Raw genomic sequence first — 24,578 nt, forward strand, 5'->3', positions numbered from 1 at the left:
GGCACGGCGGTCACAGGGGCTAGCTTCTGTCGGAAGAGGCGAAATCGCTGCGGACGATGCCGTGGCGCTGGAGCTTGTCGTAGAATGTCTTCCTGGGAATGCCGAGGTCCGCGATCGTGCGGCGGACGTCGCCGTCATTGGCGTTCAGAGCTTCGCGAATGATGTGGGCCTCGTAGCGTTCGAGCCGGTCCGGAAGCGACAAGGCTCCATCCGTCTCCGGTTCTGCTGCCGGAGCACGATCCGAGACCTGCCCGACGCCGAGCACGAACCGTTCGGCAAAATGTGACAGTTCGCGCACGTTGCCCGGCCAGTCGTATTCCCGCAGGTGGCGATGGATCGACGAGGGGATCGTGGGCACGTCTCGCTTGAAGCGGCTCGCGGCGCGCTCGGCGAAGTAGCCGAAAAGCAGCGGAACGTCATCCCTTCGCTCCTTGAGTGGCGGGATCGAGATCGTCACGACATTGAGCCGATAATAAAGATCCTCACGAAAGTCGCCACGCTGGCGGGGATCACTGAGATCGATCTTGGAGGCGGCGACAACACGCAGGTCGACCGGTCGGACCTCGTTGGTGCCAAGCGGCGTAACCTCGCGCATCTCGAGCACACGCAGCATCTGCACCTGGGTTGCCGGCGGCATGCTCTCGATCTCGTCGAGAAAAAGCGTTCCGCCGCTCGCATGCTCGATGCGACCGATGCGCTTTTTCTGCGCGCCGGTGAAGGCGCCGGGCTCATGACCGAACAGCTCGCTTTCAACCACGCTTTCCGGCAGCGCACCGCAGTTGAGTGCGACGAAATTGCCGGATGCGCGTCGACTCCAGCGGTGGAGCAGGCTTGCCACGACCTCCTTGCCGCTGCCGGTTTCTCCCATCAGGAGAACGTCGACATCGGTGTCGGCAATCTGTCGCAGGGTGTGGCGCAGCCGCTCCATCGCCGGCGTCTGGCCGATCAGCGGAAGGTCGTCGCGTGCCTCTTCGGTCGCCTTGCGCAGAGACCTGTTTTCCATCACGAGACGACGCTTTTCGGCGGCGCGCCGCACGCTCTGGATGAGCCGGTCTGTCGCAAACGGCTTGGTGATGAAATCATAGACTCCGTCCTGCATGGCTTTCACCGCCATCGGAATATCGCCATGTCCTGTGACCAGGATGACCGGCAGATCCTCGTCCCGTTGTCGCACGCGACCGAAGAGCTGCAGGCCATCGATCCCAGGCATCCGGATATCGGAAACTACGACGCCTGCGAATTCCGGGCTCAATGCCGCCAGTGCTTCCCCCGCGTCGGAAAAAGCCGAAACGGAAAAGCCGGCGAGCTCAAGCGTCTGCTTCGTTGCCCGCAGCAGGTCCTTGTCGTCATCGATGAGAAAAATCGGCGTTACATCGGTCATGCCATGGCCTTCCGCAGGTGCACCGTAAAGCAGGTTCCGTTCGCATCGCTCGTCACGTCGATGCGGCCGCCATAGTCGGCCACGATGTCCTTGGAAATGACGAGGCCGAGACCCAAACCTCTTTCCTTGGACGTATTGAACGGCGTGAAGAGCGACTTCAGGATGTCAGGCGAAATCCCCGGGCCGTTGTCGGCGACCTTGATTGCAACTTCGTCGCCTGTCTCTGTCACCGAGACGTCGACCTTCGCGTCGGCTCGCCCGTCAAGGGCCTCCAAAGCATTCTGGAACAGGTTGATCAGGATCTGTTCAAGCCGGATCCGGTTGCCGAGTACGCATAGCCTCGCTGGAGGCGGCCGAATATCGAGTGCTTCCAGTTGTCCGGCAAAGCGGCTTTTCAGCAGAACAACCGCTCCATCAATAACACTCAGCAATTCCACGGGCTCCGGCGCCACGCGGCCCTTGCGCGCAAATGCCTTCAACTCGTCGGTAATCGCTCCGATCCGTTCGGTGAGGCCGGCAATCGCCTCCAGGTTTTCGTCCACCTGATTCGTCTGCCGGCGTTCCAGAAAGACGCGGGCGTTGTCTGCATAGGCGCGTATGGTCGCGACCGGCTGGTTGATCTCGTGGGCCACGCCCGCCGCCACCTGGCCGAGGATCGCGAGCCGGTTCGCCTGCACCAGTTCCTGCTGCACGACCTGCAGCCTTGCTTCGGTTTCCCTGTGATCGGAGATTTCGGCCTGCAGACGGTCGCGCGCCCTGCTGAGATCGTCGGTTCGCTCGACGACCCTTCGCTCCAGCTCCTCGCGCATGGCTTGTTCTTCCGCGATCTTGGTCGCGGCCGCCTGGCGCCTCCATAGGAGAAACGCTGCGATGGCGAGAATGGGCAGAAGGACGGCAAGCGACAGTAGGCGCATTTCTCGAACGGACGCGGCGACCGGGGCATCGGTCGGTACCAGATACTCGAGATGCCATGGGGTGGTGGGAACTGGCGTTGCTAGGCGCAAATATTCGCCTTCGCCACTGCCGGGAAGAACGGCGGAAACAAGCGAGGCCTCGGCATCGATTGGCCGGGGCCGCATGATAGGCAATTTCGCCAACGGCGCATCGCCGAACTGTTGGCTGTTGCGGATGGCGGCAAGCTCAGCCTCAGGCACCGGACCGTTGATCATAAAACGCCAGGAGGGGATACTGGTGATCAGAACAACGCCGCGATTGTCGGTGACATAAACAGGACGATGCGTATCGCGCCAATCGCTCTCAAGCTGGTCGAACTCGAGCTTGACGACCACGACGCCAAGGGGCGCCGCCGCACTGCCGACGCGGCGCGAAATGTAGAGGCCAGGGCGCTTGCTGACACTGCCTAGGGCAAAATGCTCGGCGGTTCCTTCATCCATCGCCTTTCGGAAGTAATCGCGGAAGGCGTAGTCGTTGCCGACGAAGCTGATGGGCTCCCGCCAGTTGCTCGAGGAGACAGCGATACCGTTGGGACCAATGACGTAGAGCACCGCGGCCTGCGTTCCCGTGACAAGTCGCTCCAGCTTCCGGTTCAAGATGTCGATTGCATCGCTGCTTTTGGACGAGAGGCCATCGAGAACCTGCTGGTCCTCGGCAAGAAGCAGGGGCAGGGCGCGTGGCCTCTCCAGAACGGCGTTGAGCAGCGCCACCTTCAGGCTCGCATCGGTCCGGCTCTGGCTCACAATCGTATCGATGGCGGCGCGACGCCCATAGACGGTCGCGCCGAACAGCGTGGCAAGGATCAGCGCTGCCGAAACCGAAGCAAAGAGGATCCACGTTCGCCGTACCCGCCGGCTGGCACGGTGGAAGGAACCGAAATCCGATCTCGAAGAGGATTGAAGCATTGTTCACTCTGTGCGTAATTCCGCACTCACGTCAAATCAATTTGTGCGAAAATGCGCTCATCTCTTTTGCTTTACGGCGCGGACGAACAATAGACTGTTGCGAAATCAATATCTTAATAGCGGCGTCGCAACTTGGCACGCATGTTGCAAAACCTCCGCAAACAGCCGCGTGGCTGTTGAATTGGTAACGCAATCGCCCCGGGAGGCCACCGTTGGTTTTGGGGCACATGGAGGACATCATGGGTGCAGCACTTCCAGTCGCGCAGCCGCGCGGCAAGGTTCCCTTCTATCGGCTTCTCTACGTGCAGGTTCTTGCCGCCATCTGTGCTGGCATCCTGCTCGGTCATTTCTATCCCGATATCGGCACGGCTCTGAAGCCGCTCGGCGACGCTTTCATCAAGCTCGTCAAAATGATCATCGCCCCCGTCATCTTCTTGACCGTTGCAACCGGCATCGCCGGCATGTCGGACCTGCAGAAGGTTGGACGCGTTGCCGGCAAGGCGATGCTGTACTTCCTCGTCTTTTCGACGCTGGCATTGGCTGTCGGCCTGCTGGTGGCCAACGTGATACAGCCGGGCGCCGGCATGCATATCGATCCGGCGACGCTGGATACCAAGGCCGTCGCAAGCTACGCGGAAAAGGCTCATGACTCGACCGTCACGGGCTTCCTGATGAACATTATCCCGAACACGATCGTTGGTGCTTTTGCCGACGGCGACATTCTTCAGGTGCTGTTCTTCTCCGTCCTGTTCGGTATCGCGCTTGCCATGGTCGGCGATCGCGGTCGGCCGGTCGCTGACTTCCTGCAGTCACTGACGGTGCCGGTCTTCAAGCTGGTGGCGGTCCTGATGAAGGCAGCTCCGATCGGCGCTTTCGGCGCCATGGCGTTCACCATCGGCAAATACGGCATCGGCTCCATTGCAAACCTGGCAATGCTGATCGGTACCTTCTATCTGACATCGCTGCTCTTCGTTCTGGTCGTTCTCGGTGCGGTTGCCCGCTACAACGGGTTTTCGATCCTTGCGCTGATCCGTTACATCAAGGAGGAGCTGCTGCTGGTGCTCGGTACGTCTTCTTCGGAAGCCGCGCTTCCGGGCCTCATGGCCAAGATGGAACAGGCAGGCTGCAAGCGCTCTGTCGTCGGTCTCGTCATTCCGACCGGCTATTCCTTCAACCTCGACGGCACGAACATCTATATGACGCTCGCAGCCCTCTTCATCGCTCAGGCGACGGATACCCCGCTGACGCTGGCAGACCAGATCCTGCTTCTGCTGGTCGCGATGCTGAGCTCCAAGGGCGCTGCCGGCATCACCGGTGCCGGCTTCATTACGCTTGCCGCAACGCTCTCGGTAGTGCCCTCGGTTCCAGTGGCAGGTATGGCGCTAATCCTCGGTATCGACCGCTTCATGTCGGAATGCCGCGCGCTGACCAACTTTGTCGGCAACGCGGTCGCGACGGTCGTCGTCGCCCGCTGGGAAAATGAACTTGATCAGACGAGGTTTGCTGCGGCCATGGCCGGCAGGTTGCCTCCGGAACCGGTCGACGGTGTGCCGGCTCTGCAGGCCGCGGAATAACGCCAAACCGTAAGGTGTTGGAAGCATGACAGAGAGGTCCGCGTTCTCCGGAACGCGGACCCTTTCCATTGGTGCCTACCAGGCGAGATCCAGCCGATCCAATCCGTGGAAGTGATAGACGTCCTTCACAACAGGTGTACGGGCAAGCCTGAGCCCAGGTAGTCTCTCGAAGAGAATTGGCAGGACGACGTTCAGTTCGAGCCGAGCCAACGGCGCCCCGATGCAGAAGTGGATACCCGCGCCAAAGGACACGTTGGCGGCCTCATTGCGGTCAGGCTTGAACGTCAGCGGATCACTGAATCTTGTCGGGTCGAGATTGGCTGCCGCCAGAATGAGGCTCACCTTGTCGCCGCGCTTGAACGAAATGCCGTCGATCTCGACGGGCTCCAGCGCCCAGCGCTGGAAGATGTGGACCGGTGCGCAAATACGCAGGGACTCTTCGACGGTTCGCTCGGTGGTGGCTTCGTCCTTAAAAAGGTCGGCCGGATCGCGTCCGCTGTCCAGAATGATGCGCACCGAGTTGCCGATCTGGTGCACCGTCGCCTCGTGACCGGCATTGAGCAATACGATCGTCGTCGAAACGAGCTCGTCCTCTGTGAGATACTGGCCCTTGTGTTCGGTGTGGATCATGTGCGTCAGAAGGTCGTCCCGCGGGTTGGCGCGACGCTCGGCAATGACCGTCTTTACATAGTCCGAGAACGCCTTCGCGGCCCGTTCGGCGCCATCCTCGTCCTCGCGGGTTCGGCCGAAGAGATACATGCGGATGTAGGCATGCGACCACTCCAGGAGTTGCGGTCCCATTTCCTCCGGAATGCCGATCATGCGGGCAATCATCGTCACCGGAATGATGTCGGCAAACGCCGAAAGCAGCTCGACTTCGTTGTTTTTCCCGAAGCCGTCGATGAGCTTGTTGGCAAGCTCGGCGATTTCCGACTTCATCTTCTCAACGTGACGAGACACGAAGGCGCGGTTGACGAGCGTTCGCAGACGCGTGTGCTCAGGCGGCTCCAGTTCAAGCAGCGAGTATCGTTCCGCGAGATCGAAATTCGCCACGTGCTGTTCCGGTTCGGGAAGGCCGAGTTCTTCACGGCTTGCGATGTGCAGGATCTGGCGGCCGAAGCGGCGATCGCGCAGCAGGCCGTTCACATGGTCATAGCCTGTGAAGAACCACTGCTTCTGCTGCTCCCAATAGAATGTGGGGCAATGCGCGTGCAGAGCCGCGTAGACGCTGTTCGGATCGCTGTAAAAGGCAGGATTGCTTGCGTCCAGCGAGACGTGGCGTGTGGCGGGATCGATGGAAAGAAATGGTGGGATCATCATGCTTCGAGGCTTAGCGGATTTGCCAAGCCTCGAAAAGATAGGGTCAGCCTCTCGACAGCGATCCAACGCGGCGGAGCGCGTGGATTTGGTCGTCGAGTGTTGGAACCAGTTCGCCACTTGTTTGATCCGGCTGCGGAGGCAGTGGTGCCGCGGCTTCGGCTTCACCGAAGATGACGGTGCAGTTGCGGCCGGCTGCCTTTGCGGCATAGAGCGCCCGATCGGCTGCCGATACGAGCTTGTCCATGTTTGCCTCGATGGCTGAGGCAAGGGCAACGCCGGTGCTGAATGTTGCCGGGACGATCGCGTCGCCGGTGCTCACGGGCACACGGCAAAACTCCGCCCGGATCGTCTCTGCCAGCGCTTCAGCTTCTGTCTGGTCGGCGACGGTCGTGAAGGCTGCAAACTCCTCGCCCCCCATGCGGCCGAAAGCTCCATCCGGCACGAATTGATTGGCCAATCGGGCAAACACTGTCAGCACGACGTCGCCGGCCTGATGGCCGAACCGGTCGTTGACGCGCTTGAAGTGGTCGAGGTCGAAAAGCAACACGGCGACCTGACGGTTACTGTTGAATGCACGTTCCCGGATGGCATCGAAGCGTCCGAAGAGGCCGCGTCGGTTCAAGACGCCAGTCAGAGAATCGGTGAGGCTGAGCATGCGAAGATGCTTCTCCGAGCGCTCCATGATGACGAGGCAGGTGAGAGCGCACGCCAGGATGAGCAGGAAGCCCGTTGCCATCGCGGCGCTGCCCGCGAAGTTGACAGCTTCCGCATCAGTGGGGCCGAGGATTGCCATTGCCAGCGCAGTACCGAAGCACAGGACGCCCTGGACCACGAAGATGGCGCCGAGTTTGCCTCTCGAGCCCTCGTTGCGCTTGCCTGCCATGCAGACTGCCATCGCGAGTGCCGTCGCGCCGGTGGCTGAGGCTAGATTGTAGAGAATGACGCGATTGGTGTAGTCGTCGTTGACCCACGGCAGGAAGACGCCGCCCAGCCAGACGAGCGGTGGCAGCAATGCCCACCATTCGAGCTTGCGACGATCAAGCGCGAGGTACCCGGCAACCCACGCGCTCTGCCCAGATAGTGCGATCGTGTTGGCGATCTCGATGGAAAGGATGGCGGGTATCTGCCCGCGCAGGGCCGCCATTGCGAAACCCACGCCGCTAAGGAGAAAGCCCGTTCCCCAATAGAAATAGGCCTTGTTTCGCACATTGTGGCGCCAGGCCATGAACGCTACCAGCGCGAGCGTCATGGCTTCGGAGCACCAAATGGCTAATCCAGTCGTAACATTGAACACGGCAGTACCCCTTGTATTGCGCGTATCCTTTCGGAAAAAACTGGCAACTTCATTAATTGTGCTTGCGCGCCACTGCATTTTTGTGCGGAGTTGTCTTTAGGCTTTCCTTTCTGTGAATGAAGGGCAGTTGCGGGCGGATTCAGAATTCGTTTATCCTGATGCCGACAAAAGCTGTGCGACAGCGCGATCGTAGCCCGTTCCTCGAATCTATTTCGTCGGAATCAGCGTACATCGGGCGAAAAGTTGTTCGCCTTGCTCCGGTCCCTCTTCACGTTATCCATCGGCGCGTCTTGAAGAGGAGGGCAGGGAAGCTCTATGTAGGGATAGGCATTTTCTTTGATTCCCGGCCATAGCCGGCAGACGTTGACAAAGGACGCACATGAGAAACCCAGTCGATACCGCTATGGCCCTCGTGCCGATGGTCGTGGAACAGACCAATCGCGGTGAACGCTCCTACGACATCTATTCGCGCCTGCTCAAGGAACGCATCATCTTCCTGACCGGGCCTGTCGAGGATCACATGGCGACGCTCGTCTGCGCCCAGCTCCTCTTCCTCGAGGCCGAAAACCCGAAGAAGGAAATTGCGCTCTACATCAATTCTCCAGGCGGCGTTGTGACTGCCGGCATGGCGATCTACGACACGATGCAGTTCATCAAGCCAGCCGTCTCGACGCTCTGCATCGGCCAGGCTGCGTCCATGGGCTCGCTGCTGCTTGCTGCCGGCCACAAGGACATGCGCTTTGCCACCCCGAATTCCCGCATCATGGTGCATCAGCCATCAGGCGGCTTCCAGGGTCAGGCATCTGACATCGAGCGTCACGCCCGCGATATTCTCAAGATGAAGCGCCGCCTGAACGAAGTTTACGTCAAGCATACAGGCCGCACCTACGAGGAAGTTGAAAAGACCCTTGACCGCGACCACTTCATGGATGCGGACGAGGCTCAGACCTGGGGTGTCATCGACAAGGTCCTGACATCTCGCGTCGAGATGGAAGGTGATGCCGCCTAGTGAGAAGTAGGAATGGTGTTGTATCCGCCACAGTTCTATCTCATTTGTGATCGAACAAGGGAAGAAACCCGGTGGCGGGTGCGGCAATCTCAAGTATTAATGCTATGTTGAATTTTTATGACATAGCATCGGCAGTCGAAGGGGAGTTCGTTGCCGCCGGCGCCAGGACAGCTTAGTTTGGACCGGTTCGTACCCCTTAAACGGCCTTGGCCGGCTGGGGCTCCAAGCGTGGAGCAGGCCAATGAGTGGACCGTTATTTCACCTTGAAATGCGGCGTGCTGGAAGGAAAGTGATATGAGCAAGGTCAGCGGCAGCAACGGCGGCGACTCCAAAAACACCCTCTATTGTTCGTTCTGCGGAAAGAGCCAGCACGAAGTCCGGAAGCTTATAGCCGGACCGACCGTTTTCATCTGCGATGAATGCGTCGAATTGTGCATGGACATCATCCGCGAGGAAAACAAATCCTCGATGGTCAAGTCCCGTGACGGCGTTCCCACGCCTCAGGACATCATCAAGGTCCTCGATGAATATGTCATCGGCCAGCGCCAGGCGAAGAAGATCCTGTCGGTTGCCGTTCACAACCACTACAAGCGCCTCGCACACGCCTCCAAGAACGGCGAAGTCGAGTTGGCGAAGTCGAACATCATGCTGGTCGGACCGACCGGTTGCGGCAAGACCTATCTTGCCCAGACGCTCGCCCGCATCATCGACGTTCCGTTCACGATGGCCGATGCGACGACGCTGACGGAAGCCGGTTATGTCGGTGAAGACGTCGAAAACATCATCCTGAAGCTGCTGCAGGCTGCCGACTACAATGTCGAGCGCGCCCAGCGCGGCATCGTCTACATCGACGAAGTCGACAAGATCTCCCGCAAGTCCGACAACCCGTCGATCACCCGCGACGTATCGGGCGAGGGCGTGCAGCAGGCGCTTCTGAAGATCATGGAAGGCACGGTTGCCTCGGTGCCCCCGCAGGGCGGCCGCAAGCATCCGCAGCAGGAATTCCTGCAGGTCGACACCACGAACATCCTGTTCATCTGCGGTGGCGCATTCGCCGGTCTCGACAAGATCATCTCGGCTCGCGGCGAGAAGACCTCGATCGGCTTCGGTGCAACGGTTAAGGCCCCGGACGACCGTCGTGTCGGCGAAGTCCTGCGCGAACTGGAGCCGGAAGATCTGGTCAAGTTCGGCCTCATCCCGGAATTCATCGGCCGTCTGCCTGTCCTGGCGACGCTCGAGGATCTCGATGAGGATGCACTGATCCAGATCCTGTCGGAGCCGAAGAACGCACTGATCAAGCAGTACCAGCGCCTGTTCGAGATGGAAGACGTGGAACTCACCTTCCACGAGGACGCTCTCCGCGAGATCGCCCGCAAGGCGATCATTCGCAAGACCGGTGCCCGCGGCCTTCGTTCGATTATGGAAAAGATCCTCCTCGACACGATGTTCGAACTGCCGGCGCTGGAAGGCGTACGCGAAGTCGTCATCTCCGAGGAAGTGGCACGCGGCTCCGCCCGTCCGCTTTACATCTACGCCGATCGTCAAGATGAGAAGGCCAACGCTTCCGCGTGACTTTAGAGATATCTTTACGATACGAACTGTGAATTTGAGGGGCTTGCCGTTGGCGGGCCCCTTTCTATTTCAAAATCAGTGCACGACCCTGATAAATCTTGCTAAAGAGGTCTGAAACCACTTCTGTTGCCGTTGCGGATTCCCCCGCCCTTGGCAATTATGGAATGATTCCGTTGGTGTGTTTCGGTCTTGTGTTTTAGCCGCTTCGGAAGTGGTAGCCGCTGACTTGGCACGGCGCTCCAGAATGAAGGTATTCCGTTGTAGCATAGCTGTCATGTCCAGGGGGACACCGGCCATGGCGCAGCTTGAAAAGCATAATCAGAACCTCCACTTGTTGTCTCAAGTGGAGTGCGGCCCGGTTCTAGTGGCCGCGCCAGAAGAGCCCGGAAACGGGACGATGGAAAGGAAATAAAATGACGAAGAAAACGTCAGTTGCGAGCACAGCATATCCGGTTTTGCCCCTGCGCGACATCGTCGTCTTCCCGCATATGATCGTGCCCTTGTTTGTCGGCCGAGAGAAATCGATCCGTGCGCTCGAGGAGGTCATGGGATCGGACAAGCAGATCATGCTCGTCACGCAGATCAATGCGAGCGATGACGATCCGGAACCGTCTGCCATTCACAATGTCGGTACTGTCGCCAACGTATTGCAGCTGCTGAAGCTGCCTGATGGCACCGTCAAGGTTCTGGTCGAAGGTCGCGCCCGCGCCGAGATCGACGCTTACACGGATCGTGAGGACTTTTACGAAGCCCTTGGTCACGTTCTCGAAGAACCGCATGACGATCCGGTCGAGCTTGAAGCGCTCAGCCGCTCGGTCGTTTCCGAGTTCGAGAGCTACGTAAAGCTCAACAAGAAGATCTCGCCCGAGGTCGTTGGCGCTGCCAGCCAGATCGACGACTATTCGAAGCTCGCCGATACGGTTGCCTCGCACCTGTCGATCAAGATCACCGAGAAGCAGGAGATGCTGGAAACCACCAGTGTCAAGGCACGCCTCGAAAAGGCGCTCGGCTTCATGGAAGGCGAGATCTCGGTCCTTCAGGTCGAAAAGCGCATCCGCTCGCGCGTCAAGCGCCAGATGGAGAAGACCCAGCGCGAGTACTACCTGAACGAACAGATGAAGGCGATCCAGAAGGAGCTTGGCGACGGCGAGGAAGGCCGCGACGAGATGGCCGAACTGGAAGAGCGCATCGCCAAGACCAAGCTTTCGAAGGAAGCCAAGGAAAAGGCTGACGCCGAGCTGAAGAAGCTGCGGCAGATGAGCCCGATGTCGGCTGAGGCGACTGTTGTCCGCAACTATCTCGACTGGCTGCTCGGAATTCCGTGGGGCAAGAAGTCGAAGATCAAGTCGGATCTCAACAACGCCGAGAAGATCCTCGAAGCCGATCACTTCGGTCTCGATAAGGTCAAGGAGCGTATCGTCGAGTATCTGGCTGTCCAGGCCCGCGCGACCAAGATCAAGGGTCCGATCCTGTGCCTCGTTGGTCCTCCGGGCGTGGGCAAGACCTCGCTCGCGCAGTCGATCGCCAAGGCGACCGGCCGTGAGTATGTCCGCATGGCTCTCGGTGGCGTTCGTGACGAAGCTGAAATTCGCGGTCACCGCCGCACCTACATCGGTTCGATGCCCGGCAAGGTCATCCAGTCGATGAAGAAGGCGAAGAAGTCCAACCCGCTCTTCCTGCTCGATGAAATCGACAAGATGGGCCAGGATTTCCGTGGCGATCCGTCGTCGGCTCTGCTCGAGGTGCTGGATCCGGCTCAGAACTCGACCTTCATGGATCACTACCTGGAAGTCGAATACGACCTGTCGGACGTGATGTTCATCACGACGGCGAATACGCTGAACATTCCGGCACCTTTGATGGACCGCATGGAAGTCATCCGAATCGCCGGTTACACCGAAGACGAAAAGCGCGAAATCGCCAAGCGGCACCTGCTGCCGAAGGCCATCAAGGAACATGCGCTGCAGCCGAATGAATTCTCGGTCAGCGACGATGCCCTGATGGCGATCAGCCAGCAGTACACCCGCGAAGCTGGTGTTCGCAACTTCGAACGCGAATTGATGAAGCTCGCCCGCAAGGCGGTCACCGAGATCATCAAGGGCAAGACGAAGTCTGTTCATGTGACGGCCGAAAACATCGACGACTACCTGGGCGTTCCGCGCTTCCGCCACGGCGAAGCAGAGCGCGAAGATCAGGTCGGCGTGGTAACGGGCCTGGCCTGGACGGAAGTCGGCGGCGAACTGCTGACGATCGAAGGCGTCATGATGCCGGGCAAGGGTCGCATGACCGTGACCGGCAACCTGAAGGAAGTCATGAAGGAATCGATTTCCGCAGCGGCATCCTATGTCCGCTCGCGCGCCGTCGATTTCGGCATCGAGCCTCCGCGCTTCGACAAGAGCGACATCCACGTGCACGTACCGGAAGGTGCGACGCCGAAGGATGGTCCGTCGGCCGGTGTTGCCATGGCAACCGCGATCGTCTCGATCATGACCGGCATCCCGGTCGACAAGAACGTGGCGATGACGGGTGAAATCACCCTTCGCGGTCGTGTTCTGCCGATCGGCGGCCTCAAGGAAAAGCTGCTCGCAGCGCTTCGCGGTGGCATCAAGAAGGTGCTGATTCCGGAAGAAAACGCCAAGGATCTGGCGGAGATTCCGGATAACGTGAAGAACAACATGGAGATCATCCCGGTGTCCCGCATGGGCGAGGTGATTAAGCATGCGCTGGTCCGCAGACCGGAAGCAATCGAGTGGGATGGCACGGTGGAAACGCCCGTCATCGCGACGGTCGAAGGGCTCGACGAAACGGGTGCAACCATAGCTCACTGAGCTTTGTTTGCCACATTCGTGCCCAATTGCTTAAAAACCCTGAAAAGGCTGGCGTTTTCGCCAGCCTTTTTTTGTGAAATTGGCACACGGGTGCTTGCATTTCCTTGATTTGCAGGCTCTTTGGGGTGCGGCGGGCCTGATGAACTCTATTCTGCGCCTGGCTTATAGATTTGAGTCGTTTCGAACCATTTAGAAAGGGGTGGAAACATGAACAAGAATGAACTCGTGTCCGCAGTTGCCGAAAAGGCAGGACTCTCGAAGACCGACGCTGCTTCCGCGGTTGATGCTGTTTTCGAAGTCGTCCAGGCTGAACTGAAGGGCAAGGGCGACGTTCGCCTCGCTGGTTTTGGTAGCTTCACCGTCTCCCATCGCGCAGCCACGAAGGGCCGCAACCCGTCCACCGGCGCAGAAGTCGATATTCCGGCTCGCAACGTGCCGAAGTTCACGCCCGGCAAGGGCCTGAAGGACGCCGTCAACGGCTGATATGAATTTACTTGGCGGCCGGGCAACGAGACCGGCGGCACAAGTTTCGAAGGGTTCGGCCACGGCCGAACCCTTTTTGCTTTTCGCGGCCTTGTCGGCACGCGCGGCATGTCATACGAAATGACCGTTCTCAGGGCGGGGTGAAAGTACCTACCGGCGGTAAAGGCCTTGGCCCCAGCCCGCGAGCGCCTTTTGGTCGTGTGCCGAGAGGGTCAGCAGATCCAGTGCAATTCCGGAGCCGACGGTTACAGTCCGGATGAAAGAGAATGAGCGGAGCGGGCGAGGGTGGATTCTGCCCTCGCTGCGGTATCGCGCTCATGCGTCCTGATTTGTGTTGGTTTCGGAAAGAAAGACATGAATCAGACTTCCCCTACGTTTTCCGCTTCGCGAGCAATGGTCGGTGCTGCCTGATGATTGCCGCGGGCATCGCCTTCTCTATCCTCAATATCGTCACGCAATGGCTGACGATGAAGCTCGCTTTCCTCTCGGCCTCGGCAGCCTTCTGGCAATATGCCTTTGCCCTGGTGTTCTCGCTGCCCTTTCTCTGGCGCGCCGGTCTTGGGGCAATGAGAACGCGTTATCACTGGCGTCATGTTGTACGAGTCGCCTTGGCTGCCTTTGGGGGTAACGACCTGGGTCGCGGGGCTTGCGCAAGTACCCATCTGGCAGGCGATTGCGCTGGTAATGACGTCTCCGTTCTTCATCATCATGGGCGCACGCATCTACCTTGGTGAGTATATCGGCCCTGCGCGATGGGCCGCGACCGCAACCGGTTTCCTGGGAGCGATGATCATCCTGCAGCCCTGGTCGGACAGCTTCAGTTGGGCGGCGCTCCTGCCGATCCTCTCGGCCCTTCTCTGGGGCGCCTCTTCGTTGATCACCAAGAGCCTTACCGGAGTCGAGCGACCGGAGACCATCACCGTTTGGCTGCTCGCGCTCCTCACGCCGATCAACGGCGGATTGGCGCTAGCGGCTGGCTTCGACATTCCGACCGGCTTGACGCTCCTGCTTTTCGTTGCGGCGGGCCTCCTGACCGTGATGGCGCAGTATTTTCCTGACGTTAGCCTATTCGGCAGCCGATGCCGCTTACATTCAGCCATTCGACGATCTCAAGCTGCCGCTCAACGTGTTCGCCGGCTGGCTGGTCTTCGGCTATGCGCCGACCGGCTATCTGTGGTTGGGCGCGGTGCTGATCCTTGGGGCATCGCTCTTCATCATGCGGAACGAAATGAAGAAGGAGCGGGAGACCCGCTAGCGCGTTCAAAATATGACATCGGTGTCATCCCGGTGTCATGCCCATCCCCCAGAAAAACCTTGTGTGAACTCATGGGGGATTTCATGACAACTGTATCGCGCAAGACAGTGCTCGTTGCGGCGCTCCTGGCGACGGCCGCGTTTCCGGCCGCCGCAGAGCCCGTTTTCAATCGTATCGCAACCTTTCCGGTGGCATCCAACCTGCCACAGGAGAAAGACAAGCTCTCGGCCACTTCGGCGGAAATCATCACGGCTACCGACGACGGCATGACGCTGATCTATAGCGACAGCCCACTCGGAGCGATTGGTTTTGTCGATATCTCAGACGCCAAGGCTCCGAAGGCCGGGGGCGCGCTGATGATGGACGGCGAGCCGACATCCGTGACATCAACCGCCGGAAAGGCGCTCGTTGCCGTCAATACGTCGAAGAGCAAGGCAAAGCCTTCTGGGCGTCTCGCGATCGTCGACGTTGCCACCAAGAAGATCGAGAACGCATGCGACCTTGGGGGGCAGCCGGATTCGATCGCACTCAACAAGGACAAGACGCTCGGCGCGATCGCGATCGAAAACGAGCGTGACGAAGAGGTGAACGACGGCAAGATTCCGCAGATGCCGGCAGGCGACCTTGTCGTGTTCCAGGTCAAGAACGGCGCGGTCGATTGCGGTTCGATCAAGCACGTGATGCTGACTGGACTGGCGGGCATCGCACCCGAAGATCCGGAGCCGGAATTCGTCTCCTTCAACGACCAGAACGAGATCGCCCTGACCCTGCAGGAAAACAACGAGATCGTCATTATCGACGCGGCGACCGCAACGGTAAAGGCGCACTTCCCTGCGGGCAGCGTCGATCTCGCGGGTATCGATACCAAGCGCGACGGCGCGCTGAGGTTCACCGGCGAACTCAAGGGCGTGTTGCGCGAGCCCGACGCCGTGAAGTGGCTGGACAACGACCGTCTGGTCGTTGCGAACGAAGGCGACTATCAAGGCGGCTCGCGCGGCTTCACGATTTTCGACAAGACCGGAAAGGTACTTTACGAATCCGGTGCCTCGTTCGAACGCGCTGTCGCCAATATCGGCCACTATCCGGACAAGCGCTCTCCCGCCAAGGGTGTTGAGCCGGAAGGCTTGGAGGTCGCGACCTTCGGCGGCCAGAAATACATCTTCCTGCTTTCGGAGCGCGCTTCGGTCGTCGGCGTCTACAAGGATACCGGCGCGGAACCGCAACTCGTCCAGATCCTTCCGTCCGGCGTCTCGCCCGAGGGTGGCGTGGCCGTCCCGTCGCGCAATCTGTTTGCCACCGTCAACGAAGTCGATCTCGGCAAGGATGGCGGACCGCGATCCCACGTAATGATCTATCAACTTGCGGAAGGCGAAATGGCCTATCCGCAGATCGTTGCGGCGGAGAAGGAGGGCAATCCGCTCGGCTTTGCAGCACTTTCGGGTCTTGCCGCCGTTCCGGAAAAGCCGGGCCAGCTGTTTGCCGTCAGCGACAGCGTTCTCGGCATGCAGCCGACGATCTACACTATCGACGCCACCAAGAAACCGGCCGTCATCACCGAATCGCTGACCGTCAAGCGCGATGGCCAGCCGGCCCAAAAGCTCGATATCGAGGGTATCGCCGTCGACGAGAAGGGCTGGTTCTGGCTGGCCTCGGAAGGCAACAGCGAGAAGCTTTTGCCGCACGCGCTGTACCACGTAAACCCGAAGGGCGAGATCAAGGAAGAAATCGCTCTGCCGAGCGAACTGACCGCCAACGAAATCCGCTACGGCTTCGAAGGCGTGACGATCATCGGTTCCGGCGACGATGCCACCCTGTGGATGGCTGTTCAGCGCGAATGGAAGGATGACGAGAAGGGTTTCGTAAAGCTCGTCTCGTACAACCCGAAGAGCACGGAGTGGGGCGCCGTGCGCTATCCGCTGGACAAGTCCGAAGCCGGTTGGGTTGGTCTGTCTGAGATTTCCGCTCAGGGCGACGGCGTCTATATCATCGAGCGCGACAACCTCGTCGGTGACGCAGCCAAGCTGAAGAAGCTCTACAAGGTCGCGGTATCGGATCTGAAGCCCGGCAAGCTTGGAGGCGAGTTGCCGCTCGTCAAGAAGACGGAAGCCCACGACTTCCTTCCGGAGCTGAAGACTGCCACCAACGGCTACGTCCTCGACAAGCTGGAAGGTTTCGCCTTCGACGCCTCCGGCAAGGCTTACGCTGTCACGGACAATGATGGCGTGGATGATTCCTCGGGTGAAACTCTGTTCTTCGAGGTCAACCTCGTCGGTACGAACTGAGATTGATTGAGCCAGAAACAGAATGGCCGGGTCTATGCCCGGCCATTTTTCTTGCAATGCCTGCCTTACCAGCGCTGGTGGACGTAAGGGGCGACCAGTCGGTCGTAGATCTCGCGCGTGGCCTCCATCACTTCGTGTGAGAGCGGCGCGAGGCTTGCTGCAGCAGCGTTGGCGCGTGCCTGTTCGGCGTTGCGTGCACCCGGAATGACGACAGTGACCGCATCGCTCATCAGGATCCAGCGCAGCGCGAAGGCCGCCATGGTCGTGCCTGATGGCACGAGCTTGCGCACTTCCTCCACGGCCTGCAGGCCGACCTCGAAGGGAACGCCAGCGAAGGTCTCGCCGACATCGAAAGCCTCGCCGTGGCGGTTGAAATTGCGGTGGTCGTCGCTCGCAAATTTCGTCTCGCGGGTGATCTTCCCTGACAGCAGCCCGCTTGCGAGCGGCACGCGGGCGATGACGGCGATGTTCCTCCGTCGAGCCTCCTGGAAGAACAGGTGATCGGGCCGCTGGCGGAAGATGTTGTAGATGATCTGGATGCTGACGACGCCAGGATATTCGATTGCCTTCAGCGCTTCCTCGACCTTCTCGACACTGACGCCGTAGCCCATGATCTTGCCGGCTTTCTGCAATTCGTTCAGGCCTTCGAAGACCTCCTGGCGATAAAGCACTTCGGTCGGGGGGCAATGCAATTGTACGAGATCGAGGCTGTCGACCCTCAGGTTCTTCAGGCTACGATCGATGAAGCCTTCGAGGTTGGCTTTGGTGTAGCCATCGGCGACATGCGGGTTGAGCCGGCGACCTGCCTTTGTCGCAACCATCGGCCGTTCTCCGCCACGGGTCGCAAGAACGTCGGCGATGATCTTTTCCGACCGGCCGTCGCCGTAAACGTCGGCGGTATCGATGAAGGTCATACCGGCATCGAGCGCCGCATTCAACGCATCGCGACCGTCCGCTTCGCTCACATCGCCCCAGGCGCCGCCGATCTGCCATGCGCCGAAGCCGATATTCGTGACGGTATGGGGCAGGTGGCCGAAAGAATGCTGTTTCATGGAAATCCTCCGCGTGATGAAATGCCTCGCCACTAGCAGTCGCCCAGGCAAGGAGCAAGCGCCTGCAGCGGAGATAGGGCGGTGTGTTGCGGTCGTCGCCATTTCTTCCGAGAAGCGACGCAATGGCGTAGCTGAGCGAGTGATTTGCGAGTTGCCTATCGTCGGACGCGCCGAAGTCTCCGACTGGTGATGCGGCGGAGGAAGTTGACATGACAGCACGTGCGATCAAGCAGGTATCGCTTGGATGCCGGGGACGCTTGGCTTACGGTCGGCTCAACTGGCCAGATCATCTTCGAAAGGAAAATCTGATGGAGCTCAAACCCTGCGGATCGCGGCCCTCAATGAAGGCGCCGGCGGAATATTTCACGGGAGCGGTACGCCAGGATCCGTTGATGGACGCGCCGAGCCCGGCGCGAGTCAGGGTGGTCAGCGTCACTTTCGAACCGGGCGCGCGAACCGCCTGGCACACGCATCCTCTAGGGCAGACCCTTGTGGTGACGGCCGGAAAGGGTCTCGCGCAGAGCGAAGGCGGCCCTCTTCGTGAAATTCGCGCCGGCGACACGATCTGGTTTGCGCCAGGCGAAAAACACTGGCATGGCGCCGCACCCGATACCGCGATGACGCACATTGCAATTCAGGAAGCACTTGATGGCAGCGCCGCCGACTGGATGGAGCACGTCAGCGACGAGCAATACGCCGGAAAGGCCTGAAGCCGGTCAGAGCCGCTTCAGGCAGTAAGAAAAGTGCGCGTGCGATTCGACCGTCAGGAATTCGAATTGCCAGCCGTGGTCCTTGCAGAACTTGGTGACCGCTTCGACGACGCCATAGACGATTGGCTTCACAGTGTTGCCGGTGCAGAAGTCATGCCCGGCAATTCTTCCCGTTCGCTTGACCTTTTTCTCGCAGAGCAGAAGTTCCTGCCAGGTGAGCTCGAAGGAATGGTCCGTGTCGATGTAGGCCCAATCGAGGAAGTCGTCCTCGAATTCGGCAAGCTTTTCGAGCGAGGTTCCCTGCATCAGGTGCAGTTGCCCGCTCTCGATCTGGTCTTTGAACTGGGTGTGGATTTGATCGAGCCCCGAACTGTAGCGGTCCATGCTCCAGGGGTCGATCAGGTAAAGCTGCGCGGGCCGGTTCTTCTCGAGAATCTCGGCCGTGTATTCTCCGAACGCTGCTCCCACCTCGACGCCAACGCCGCCATTCGGGATCCGGTACAAGAGCTCGCCGCGATCCGGCAGCAGCCGTGCATTTTCCATATGGTGCGCGCTCAACTGCGTGCGCGGCATCCCCGCCCGCTGCGCCTGCCGTTCTTCGCGTGTCTTCATGATGATGTCTCGGATATGGCTTCAGTGTCTTAGGGCTTAGGCCCGCGAAACGACCTTATAGCCATCCCTCAGCAACCTTGGCTAGGCTTTATCGGACGAACAACGTGCGACACCGTTGGCCGCGATGCAAAGTCTAACGATAGATCAGCCAATCCTTGGGTACAGTCGCGACATTGGTCACGCCGTGCACGGAAACGCTGTCTCCGCCCGATGCCTTCGCCATGCCAAGCGCCTGTTCGGCAAAGGCCATCAGGGAATCGGCTGTGCGTGCCTGCTTGGACATGCATATCCCCACGGCCAGCGACAGAACCGCCGCCTGTTTGCCAGTTACCGGGTGTGCAACGGAAATTCCCTTCAAGCGATCGCGAAGCCGGTCGACAAGCCGCATGATCTCGGATTCGTCGGCGGTCCGGAAAACGAAGCCGAAACGGCCGCGGTCGAATCGGCAGGCAACATCCTCCTTGCCGAACACAGCGCGGATCAATTCACCCGTTTTCTTCAGAACAGGCTCGATGAGATTCGGAATGCTCGCGATTGTCTCGTAGTTGTCGATGTCCGCAAACGCGATTCCACACAGGTCCGGCAGGCCTGCCTTCTCATAGATTCTCGCGAGCTCCTTGTTGAATACCCGGCGATTGCCCAATCCGGTCACGGGATCGGTGAATCTTGCGGCGTTCGCGGCGGCTGCCTCCCGCTGCACCTCTTCGAGCTTCTGCGATTTTTCGACAACCTTCGAGGCGAGCATGGCGCTGTGTGCCGCGTGTGCGTGCGTTGCAGAACTCACCGATTGGAGCGAATGGGTGAGGGCACCCTTGTCGCTTAGATCGTTACTGTCGAATATCCGCGCAGCCTGATTGATGACACTGCCGTAGCGCGAGAGCGCCGACTTCTCCTCGTCGAGCAAGGACAGGATGCTTTGCAGCTCTTGCTGTACTTGGCTCGAGCGTGCTTCAAGCAGACCGGCCTCGAAATGATGCGGCAGATACCGGCGGCCAAGTCGATCCAGGGCCTCCTGCGTCTTTATCGCGCCGAGCGACCTGATCTCGCGAGCGAGATCAGGCGCGTTGCCGGTCATCGCCTCGAATATAAGCTCATAATTCCTTGGCAGGCCCTCGATGCCTAGTTGCTGCAGAATCGTTGCAACGCGAAAGGCGAGATTCGTAGATGTGTTAGGCTGCACCAGATGCTCTCCGACGTGACGCTGCGTTATCGTCAACGAATTGCACCTGGGGCGGTGACCCCGATGCACTTTCGTCGAGGTAGGCAAGATATGCTGTGAATCTCGGCGGCCTTCATCGGGTTTGCCGAGGGCATGAGGCAGGGGTGATAAAGCGCCGCTGACGCATCATGCGTAAGCGGCAAAGCAACTTAGAGGAATGTTATCTACCGAGCTCAATTAAAACGAGGTAAATTAGTGTTTGCGGCCCCAGCTTTGGGCGAGAAACGTGGTGGCACGGCCAAATGCGTAAACCGGACACCGCTGGCAGGCGGGGCGGGCGTCAGGGACAGGTGGTTATTTCCGCGTGGCTCTAAAGGCACGTCTTTAATAATGCTCTGAATTTTCCCGGAGAACTTGGCTCGCTAAAAACAATTCGCGGACTGTCATCGTTTTGTCTCCAAAGCTGCTTGACACTCAAATGCGAACCCCTTAGTTAGCCGCTCATCGAAGCGGCGAAGCTGCTTTGACACGGACGCGAAAGCTTCCGGATCGCTTGAAATGAATGCGGGTGTAGCTCAGTCGGTTAGAGTGCCGGCCTGTCACGCCGGAGGTCGCGGGTTCGAGCCCCGTCACTCGCGCCATTTCAAGAAAGGCGCTGCATAGTGCTTGATCCGGTCTTTTTGTCCATGATGCGCGGGTGTAGCTCAGTCGGTTAGAGTGCCGGCCTGTCACGCCGGAGGTCGCGGGTTCGAGCCCCGTCACTCGCGCCATTCTCCCTCTCTATATTGACGTCTAGGTGGTCGCCGATTTCGCTGTTATCGCTCTGCTGCGACTTTGTCTTTTGCCGTTAGCCATGCAATATCCGACGGGCTGGCATGCAGTCTGAATCAACTTGTGTGGATTTGTCGCGACATCATTGCATCTGCTTGATAATGTCGCGCCTCGACAGTCGAATTGGTGCTCTAAAAGTCTTGCGCCGTGGCCCCGGCTGCGCTAACCACGGCTCTGTTGCAACGCACGTTCGCTTGCCGGGCAATTGCCCAGGTGCGCCGCCTGGCGCAGCCCGCAAGCAGGGAAGAACCTGATGACTGGACTGCTCAGTTCCTATATTCCGATCGCTATCTTCATTGCTATCGCCCTTGTGATCGGCCTGGCGCTTCTGATTGCGCCGTTTGCCGTTGCCTTCAAGGCGCCTGATTCGGAAAAGCTTTCGGCCTTCGAGTGCGGCTTCAACGCATTCGATGACGCTCGCATGAAGTTCGATATCCGCTTCTATCTGGTGTCGATCCTCTTCATCATCTTCGACCTCGAAGTGGCCTTCCTCTTTCCGTGGGCCGTTTCGTTCGGCGCGATCGGCTGGTTCGGCTTCTGGTCCATGATGGTCTTCCTCGGCGTGCTGACCATCGGCTTTATCTATGAATGGAAAAAGGGAGCCCTGGAATGGGAGTAGCCCCAAGCGACAAGGCGCTCGTCGCGCCGCACCCGAAAGGCATCATTGATCCCGCAACGGGCAAGCCGATCGGCAGCGACAGCGCCTTCTTCGGCGAAATCAACGATGAGTTGGCCGACAAGGGCTTCCTCGTTACGTCGACCCGCGATCTTATTACCTGGGCCCGCACCGGCTCGCTGATGTGGATGCAGTTCGGTCTCGCCTGCTGTGCCGTTGAAGGCCTGATGCAGGTCTCCGGTCCGCGTTACGACATGGAGCGCTTCGGCGTTGCTCCGCGCGCCTCGCCGCGCCAGTCCGACGTCATGATCGTTGCCGGCACGCTGACCAACAAGATGGCGCCTGCGCTCCGCAAGGTGTACGACCAGATGCCTGAGCCGCGTTACGTCATTTCGATGGGCTCCTGCGCCAACGGCGGCGGCTACTATCATTATTCATATTCGGTCGTGCGTGGCTGCGACCGTGTCGTTCCTGTCGATATCTACGTGCCGGGCTGTCCCCCCACGGCGGAAGCGCTGCTCTACGGGGTGCTGCTTCTGCAGAAGAAGATCCGTCGAACCGGAACGATTGAGCGCTAAGGGCGGAGGACTGTCATGAGTGAAGCCTTGAGCGAACTGTCCTCGTATCTCCGGGAGATGCGTGGTGATCTCTTTCTCGATGCATCCATCAGCTATGACGAGCTGAACGTAACTGCGACGCCGGAAACGATTCTGGCGCTGCTGACGTTCCTGCGCGACGACGCACGTTGCGGCTTTATTAGCATGATCGATATCTGCGGTGTCGACTGGCCGCAGCGCGAAAAGCGTTTCGATGTCGTTTATCACCTACTGTCGCCGAAGCAGAACCTGCGCATCCGCATCAAGGTTGCTGTGGCTGACGGCGAGTCCGTGCCGTCGGCAACCGCGGTTTACAAGGGTGCCGAGTGGTTCGAGCGTGAAGCCTGGGACATGTACGGCATTCCGTTCTCCGGCCATGCCGACCTGCGCCGTCTTCTCACCGATTACGGCTTTGAAGGCCATCCGCTGCGCAAGGACTTCCCGACGACTGGCTACGTCGAAGTGCGTTATGACGATGCCGCCAAGCGCGTCGTCTACGAACCCGTCGAGCTGAAGCAGGAATTCCGCAATTTCGACTTCATGTCCCCTTGGGAAGGCACCGAATATGTGCTGCCGGGAGACGAGAAGGCGGCGAAGTAAAGATGAGGCTCGGATTTCTTGAAGCCTCTTTATTTGCCGTCTCATGCCAATTGCCAGCGCGGAGCGCGTCGCTATGACTGAACATAACGTTCGCAATTTTACGATCAATTTCGGACCGGAACACCCGTCCGCGCACGGTGTTCTGCGTCTCGTGCTCGAACTCGATGGCGAAATCATCGAGCGCGTCGATCCGCACATCGGCCTGCTGCACCGCGGCACCGAGAAGCTGATCGAGACGAAGACCTACCTGCAGGCCGTCCCTTATTTCGACCGTCTCGACTACGTCGCGCCGATGAATCAGGAACACGCTTTCGCGCTCGCTGTCGAAAAGATGCTGAAGCTCGAAATTCCGATTCGTGGTCAGCTGATTCGAGTTCTGTACTCCGAAATTGGCCGAATCTTGTCTCACATCATGAACGTGACGACCCAGGCCATGGACGTCGGCGCGATGACGCCGCCGGTCTGGGGCTTCGAAGAGCGCGAAAAGCTGATGGTGTTCTATGAGCGCGCCTGCGGCGCCCGTATGCACTCGGCCTATTTCCGTCCGGGCGGCGTCCATCAGGATCTCCCGCCGGAGCTGGTCGAGGATATCGGCAAGTGGTGCGATCCGTTCCTGAAGATCCTCGACGATATCGAAGGCCTGCTCACGGACAACCGCATCTTCAAGCAGCGTAACGTCGATATTGGCGTCGTGTCGCTGGCGGATGCCTGGTCATGGGGCTTCTCGGGCGTGATGGTTCGCGGTTCCGGCGCCGCTTGGGACCTGCGCCGCTCGCAACCTTACGAATGCTATTCCGATCTCGAATTCGACATTCCGATCGGGAAGAACGGCGACTGCTACGACCGCTACCTGATCCGCATGATCGAGATGCGCCAGTCGGTTCGCATCATGAAGCAGTGCGTCGAGCGCCTGATGGGCAGCGCCAAGACCGGCCCTGTTTCGTCGATCGACGGTAAGGTCGTGCCGCCGAAGCGCGGCGAGATGAAGCGTTCGATGGAAGCGCTCATCCACCACTTCAAGCTCTACACCGAAGGCTATCACGTGCCGGCCGGCGAAGTGTACGCGGCCGTCGAAGCGCCGAAGGGCGAATTCGGCGTGTACGTCGTCGCCGATGGCAGCAACAAGCCGTACCGCTGCAAGATCCGTGCACCGGGTTACGCCCACCTGCAGGCGATGGACTTCCTCTGCAAGGGTCACATGCTCGCTGACGTGACGGCCGTGCTCGGCTCGCTCGACATCGTGTTCGGCGAGGTGGACCGCTGATGAAGCTGCTGCCGCTTGCCACCATCGCTCTTTTCACTGCCTCCGGAGCTTTCGCCCAGGAGGTTGGGGGAATGGGTCCAAAGCTGGGCCAGAGCGAGGTGCAGCCGCCGACAGCAAAAGCCTCCATGGGCGAGCTTTTGTCCAAGGGCTATGAAATCAAGGCTGCCGTTCCGAACGGCGGCAAGTTCGTTGTGTTTTTGCAAAAAGACCAGTCGGCCTACGCTTGCGAGATGAAGTCTCTGACGGCATCGCAGTGTGGGACCCTAAACTGACAAGGCGTG

19 protein-coding genes, 2 tRNA genes, 1 pseudogene and 1 riboswitch are annotated in these 24,578 nt (G+C 59.4%); of the genes and pseudogenes, 15 read left to right on the forward strand and 7 right to left on the reverse strand.

Features of this window, described 5'->3' with window-relative positions; translation table 11 throughout:
* Positions 1-19 precede the first annotated feature (19 nt).
* Positions 20-1,381 (reverse strand): sigma-54 dependent transcriptional regulator, encoded by a 1,362-nt coding sequence (locus tag IB248_RS20260; RefSeq protein WP_113470088.1) that lies wholly within the window; start codon positions 1,379-1,381, stop codon positions 20-22.
* Positions 1,378-3,240, reverse strand: coding sequence for a sensor histidine kinase (locus IB248_RS20265; RefSeq protein WP_018857073.1), 1,863 nt, complete (start codon positions 3,238-3,240; stop codon positions 1,378-1,380). Before IB248_RS20265 ends, IB248_RS20260 begins: the two co-directional genes overlap by 4 nt.
* Positions 3,241-3,479: 239 nt before the next feature.
* On the opposite strand from IB248_RS20265, the gene IB248_RS20270 reads away from it, so the two are divergent.
* Positions 3,480-4,814, forward strand: coding sequence for a dicarboxylate/amino acid:cation symporter (locus IB248_RS20270; RefSeq protein ID WP_026371773.1), 1,335 nt, complete (start codon positions 3,480-3,482; stop codon positions 4,812-4,814).
* 75 nt (positions 4,815-4,889) lie between these two features.
* On the opposite strand, the gene IB248_RS20275 is transcribed toward IB248_RS20270, so the two are convergent.
* Both IB248_RS20275 and IB248_RS20280 read right to left on the reverse strand, forming a co-directional pair.
* A complete protein-coding gene (locus tag IB248_RS20275) occupies positions 4,890-6,134 on the reverse strand; it encodes a cytochrome P450 (RefSeq protein ID WP_113470090.1) in 1,245 nt (414 codons plus the stop codon).
* A 43-nt stretch (positions 6,135-6,177) separates the two neighbouring features.
* Positions 6,178-7,383 (reverse strand): GGDEF domain-containing protein, encoded by a 1,206-nt coding sequence (locus IB248_RS20280; protein WP_113470091.1) that lies wholly within the window; start codon positions 7,381-7,383, stop codon positions 6,178-6,180.
* A gap of 424 nt (positions 7,384-7,807) precedes the next feature.
* Here IB248_RS20280 and clpP point away from each other — a divergent pair, with 424 nt between their 5' ends.
* The 6 genes and pseudogenes from clpP (at position 7,808) to IB248_RS20310 (ending at position 16,857) form a co-directional block, all read left to right on the forward strand.
* Complete coding sequence (gene clpP, locus IB248_RS20285; protein ID WP_007792131.1) at positions 7,808-8,437, forward strand: ATP-dependent Clp endopeptidase proteolytic subunit ClpP; 630 nt, start codon at positions 7,808-7,810, stop codon at positions 8,435-8,437.
* A gap of 294 nt (positions 8,438-8,731) precedes the next feature.
* Positions 8,732-10,009 carry an ATP-dependent Clp protease ATP-binding subunit ClpX gene (gene clpX / locus IB248_RS20290; RefSeq protein WP_018857068.1) on the forward strand — a complete coding sequence of 426 codons (1,278 nt, stop codon included), beginning with the start codon at positions 8,732-8,734 and terminating at the stop codon, positions 10,007-10,009.
* A gap of 413 nt (positions 10,010-10,422) precedes the next feature.
* Positions 10,423-12,837 carry an endopeptidase La gene (gene lon, locus IB248_RS20295; RefSeq protein ID WP_018857066.1) on the forward strand — a complete coding sequence of 805 codons (2,415 nt, stop codon included), beginning with the start codon at positions 10,423-10,425 and terminating at the stop codon, positions 12,835-12,837.
* Between the two features lie 207 nt (positions 12,838-13,044).
* Positions 13,045-13,320 carry a DNA-binding protein HupB gene (gene hupB / locus IB248_RS20300; protein WP_007531759.1) on the forward strand — a complete coding sequence of 92 codons (276 nt, stop codon included), beginning with the start codon at positions 13,045-13,047 and terminating at the stop codon, positions 13,318-13,320.
* A 122-nt stretch (positions 13,321-13,442) separates the two neighbouring features.
* Positions 13,443-13,592, forward strand: a riboswitch (FMN riboswitch).
* 82 nt (positions 13,593-13,674) lie between these two features.
* Positions 13,675-14,575 (forward strand): annotated as a pseudogene (locus IB248_RS20305) (DMT family transporter).
* Positions 14,576-14,646: 71 nt separating this feature from the next.
* Entirely contained in the window at positions 14,647-16,857 is a 2,211-nt protein-coding gene (locus IB248_RS20310; protein WP_192241583.1) for an esterase-like activity of phytase family protein, read from the forward strand.
* A gap of 65 nt (positions 16,858-16,922) precedes the next feature.
* Here IB248_RS20310 and IB248_RS20315 read toward each other — a convergent pair whose 3' ends face one another.
* The gene (locus tag IB248_RS20315; RefSeq protein WP_018857063.1) at positions 16,923-17,909 is read right to left on the reverse strand and encodes an aldo/keto reductase; all 987 of its coding nucleotides are present in this window, start codon (positions 17,907-17,909) and stop codon (positions 16,923-16,925) included.
* A 308-nt stretch (positions 17,910-18,217) separates the two neighbouring features.
* On the opposite strand from IB248_RS20315, the gene IB248_RS20320 reads away from it, so the two are divergent.
* Complete coding sequence (locus IB248_RS20320) at positions 18,218-18,619, forward strand: cupin domain-containing protein (protein WP_192241584.1); 402 nt, start codon at positions 18,218-18,220, stop codon at positions 18,617-18,619.
* A gap of 6 nt (positions 18,620-18,625) precedes the next feature.
* Here IB248_RS20320 and IB248_RS20325 read toward each other — a convergent pair whose 3' ends face one another.
* Positions 18,626-19,231 (reverse strand): class I SAM-dependent methyltransferase, encoded by a 606-nt coding sequence (locus IB248_RS20325; protein ID WP_018857061.1) that lies wholly within the window; start codon positions 19,229-19,231, stop codon positions 18,626-18,628.
* 133 nt (positions 19,232-19,364) lie between these two features.
* Positions 19,365-20,411 (reverse strand): GGDEF domain-containing protein, encoded by a 1,047-nt coding sequence (locus IB248_RS20330; RefSeq protein ID WP_018857060.1) that lies wholly within the window; start codon positions 20,409-20,411, stop codon positions 19,365-19,367.
* Positions 20,412-20,954: 543 nt separating this feature from the next.
* On the opposite strand from IB248_RS20330, the gene IB248_RS20335 reads away from it, so the two are divergent.
* The 7 genes from IB248_RS20335 (at position 20,955) to IB248_RS20365 (ending at position 24,569) form a co-directional block, all read left to right on the forward strand.
* Positions 20,955-21,031, forward strand: a tRNA-Asp gene (locus IB248_RS20335).
* A 52-nt stretch (positions 21,032-21,083) separates the two neighbouring features.
* Positions 21,084-21,160 (forward strand) — tRNA-Asp (locus IB248_RS20340).
* Between the two features lie 314 nt (positions 21,161-21,474).
* Positions 21,475-21,840 carry an NADH-quinone oxidoreductase subunit A gene (locus IB248_RS20345; protein WP_018857059.1) on the forward strand — a complete coding sequence of 122 codons (366 nt, stop codon included), beginning with the start codon at positions 21,475-21,477 and terminating at the stop codon, positions 21,838-21,840.
* Positions 21,831-22,415 (forward strand): NADH-quinone oxidoreductase subunit B, encoded by a 585-nt coding sequence (locus IB248_RS20350; protein ID WP_018857058.1) that lies wholly within the window; start codon positions 21,831-21,833, stop codon positions 22,413-22,415. Before IB248_RS20345 ends, IB248_RS20350 begins: the two co-directional genes overlap by 10 nt.
* 15 nt (positions 22,416-22,430) lie before the next feature.
* Positions 22,431-23,033, forward strand: coding sequence for an NADH-quinone oxidoreductase subunit C (locus IB248_RS20355; protein ID WP_018857057.1), 603 nt, complete (start codon positions 22,431-22,433; stop codon positions 23,031-23,033).
* Positions 23,034-23,106: 73 nt separating this feature from the next.
* On the forward strand, positions 23,107-24,297 hold the full coding sequence (locus tag IB248_RS20360; RefSeq protein WP_025659947.1) for an NADH-quinone oxidoreductase subunit D: 1,191 nt from the start codon (positions 23,107-23,109) through the stop codon (positions 24,295-24,297).
* Complete coding sequence (locus IB248_RS20365) at positions 24,297-24,569, forward strand: hypothetical protein (protein WP_192241575.1); 273 nt, start codon at positions 24,297-24,299, stop codon at positions 24,567-24,569. Before IB248_RS20360 ends, IB248_RS20365 begins: the two co-directional genes overlap by 1 nt.
* The last annotated feature ends 9 nt before the right edge of the window (positions 24,570-24,578 follow it).

It is taken from the genome of Rhizobium sp. RHZ01, from assembly GCF_014851595.1.
Taxonomy (GTDB): Bacteria; Pseudomonadota; Alphaproteobacteria; order Rhizobiales; family Rhizobiaceae; genus Rhizobium; species Rhizobium altiplani.

Coding starts and splice junctions, on each gene's coding strand:
- IB248_RS20260 (WP_113470088.1), bottom strand. CDS start 1,381: ATGACCGATGTAACGCCGATTTTTCTCATCGATGACGACAAGGACCTG.
- IB248_RS20265 (WP_018857073.1), bottom strand. CDS start 3,240: ATGCTTCAATCCTCTTCGAGATCGGATTTCGGTTCCTTCCACCGTGCC.
- IB248_RS20270 (WP_026371773.1), top strand. CDS start 3,480: ATGGGTGCAGCACTTCCAGTCGCGCAGCCGCGCGGCAAGGTTCCCTTC.
- IB248_RS20275 (WP_113470090.1), bottom strand. CDS start 6,134: ATGATGATCCCACCATTTCTTTCCATCGATCCCGCCACACGCCACGTC.
- IB248_RS20280 (WP_113470091.1), bottom strand. CDS start 7,383: ATGACGCTCGCGCTGGTAGCGTTCATGGCCTGGCGCCACAATGTGCGA.
- clpP (WP_007792131.1), top strand. CDS start 7,808: ATGAGAAACCCAGTCGATACCGCTATGGCCCTCGTGCCGATGGTCGTG.
- clpX (WP_018857068.1), top strand. CDS start 8,732: ATGAGCAAGGTCAGCGGCAGCAACGGCGGCGACTCCAAAAACACCCTC.
- lon (WP_018857066.1), top strand. CDS start 10,423: ATGACGAAGAAAACGTCAGTTGCGAGCACAGCATATCCGGTTTTGCCC.
- hupB (WP_007531759.1), top strand. CDS start 13,045: ATGAACAAGAATGAACTCGTGTCCGCAGTTGCCGAAAAGGCAGGACTC.
- IB248_RS20310 (WP_192241583.1), top strand. CDS start 14,647: ATGGGGGATTTCATGACAACTGTATCGCGCAAGACAGTGCTCGTTGCG.
- IB248_RS20315 (WP_018857063.1), bottom strand. CDS start 17,909: ATGAAACAGCATTCTTTCGGCCACCTGCCCCATACCGTCACGAATATC.
- IB248_RS20320 (WP_192241584.1), top strand. CDS start 18,218: ATGGAGCTCAAACCCTGCGGATCGCGGCCCTCAATGAAGGCGCCGGCG.
- IB248_RS20325 (WP_018857061.1), bottom strand. CDS start 19,231: ATGAAGACACGCGAAGAACGGCAGGCGCAGCGGGCGGGGATGCCGCGC.
- IB248_RS20345 (WP_018857059.1), top strand. CDS start 21,475: ATGACTGGACTGCTCAGTTCCTATATTCCGATCGCTATCTTCATTGCT.
- IB248_RS20350 (WP_018857058.1), top strand. CDS start 21,831: ATGGGAGTAGCCCCAAGCGACAAGGCGCTCGTCGCGCCGCACCCGAAA.
- IB248_RS20355 (WP_018857057.1), top strand. CDS start 22,431: ATGAGTGAAGCCTTGAGCGAACTGTCCTCGTATCTCCGGGAGATGCGT.
- IB248_RS20360 (WP_025659947.1), top strand. CDS start 23,107: ATGACTGAACATAACGTTCGCAATTTTACGATCAATTTCGGACCGGAA.
- IB248_RS20365 (WP_192241575.1), top strand. CDS start 24,297: ATGAAGCTGCTGCCGCTTGCCACCATCGCTCTTTTCACTGCCTCCGGA.